The sequence below is a fragment of the Rhodopseudomonas sp. BR0M22 genome (assembly GCF_010907035.1).
Lineage (GTDB): Bacteria > Pseudomonadota > Alphaproteobacteria > Rhizobiales > Xanthobacteraceae > Rhodopseudomonas.
On record NZ_QUMK01000144.1, the window covers coordinates 1 to 1,413 of the forward strand.

Annotated in this window: 1 protein-coding gene; it reads right to left on the bottom strand. The window is 64.8% G+C overall.

Going from position 1 to position 1,413, the window contains the following annotated elements; genetic code table 11:
- Positions 1-11: 11 nt before the first annotated feature.
- Positions 12-1,232 (bottom strand): IS4 family transposase, encoded by a 1,221-nt coding sequence (locus DY468_RS24500; protein WP_164608206.1) that lies wholly within the window; start codon positions 1,230-1,232, stop codon positions 12-14.
- Positions 1,233-1,413: the final 181 nt, after the last annotated feature.

The following is a 1,413-nucleotide window of genomic DNA, read 5'->3' on the forward strand; positions in this document are numbered from 1 at the left end:
CCCTACGAGATTCACACATCTGGCCTTAGCTTCCAGCCTGCGAGCATGGCTCTGAGGGATTGGAGGCCGTGGAGGATCACGATGGGGCCTGGCTTGCCGTAGTAGCCGGTCCATCCGCCAAGGCGGGCGCAGATCCAACTGGCGTAGGCGAGTGATCCTGGCGGATGCGGGTTTTTCTGTTTCGCGGTGCTGCCCTCCAGTGTTCGGCAGATGGCTTGGAGCGCCGGCTCATCGTCGGGGTCGAAGGTGTCCTGGATCGGCCGACCGGCTGCACCATCTCGTTCACGCACCATCTGCAGCACCTGGATCGCGGCGATCAGAGTTGCGGTGGTCAGGTTCTCGAATGGTCCGCCCTCGGCGATACGCACCGCTTCGATATCGAAGCCCTTGGTCTTCATCAGGCGGAAGACCTGCTCGATGGTCCAGCGCTGACGATAGAACTCGGTGATCAGCAGAGCTTGCGCCAGCGTCGTTACCTCGTGCGTCGTCAGCAAGCGCCAATGCACCGGCGCCACTGAGGGCGGCGGATTGATCTCGCGCGCTTCCATCAAGGTCAGCGTCACGCTCTTGGGCAGATGCGCCGCTTCGGCCGGATGGTTGCGCTTGGGTCGCTTCAAGGTGACCTCGCGGGCACGAAGCGCCAGCGTCACCCGGCGCGCCGCACGCCCCGGATTGGCCGGCAGATCGATGGTCTCGCGGCCGAGTTCGGTCACCTGAGCCATGCAGTCGTACAGCCTGCCGCCGCCTTCCAGAGCGCGATCATGATGGGCGCGGATCAACAGTTCGGTTTCTGCCGGCCGGCAGGCGAACTCATCGTAGATGTCGCCCTCGCGGTCGGCGATCACTGTGACGCAAGCCGCCCCGGCGGTAACCAGCCCAGCCGCCGCCCTGGTTGCATCGAGCCAGCGTCGGCTTTCCTTGTCGGCGAACGGCCGTTTGGCACACAGACGTTTGGTGCCGCCACTGCGGCTGAGGAACACCGCATCCACAAGCCCAAGCAACCCGCCATCGGCGGCATCGACGGCGATCGTCGGGTGTAGGTTCAAGCTGCGCAGCTTGCCGTCGTCGCGCAGCGTCGTGGTATCCTGGATCGCCAGGATGTGGCGACCTTCGACTAAGCCCGCGGTCCGCGCCCTGGCATGCGCCACCATCTCCTGTGGCGTCACCCGGGGATTACGCAGAAACCGGGTGAAGCGGATCTCGCCCGCACGATCGCCGCCGACCCGGCGCACGCTGATCCCCGTGCGACCGACATCGACCAGCCGGGCAAGCAGGCACGCCCCCCTTTTTCCAGGCGCCGGTCACCGAACCGTCCCAAACCAACATCCATCTGCTCCTCCTCGTCCGCGACCGATATCGAGTCAGAGAAAGCTGCCGCCCGCAACAGACAAAGCAGATGTGTGAATGTCGTAG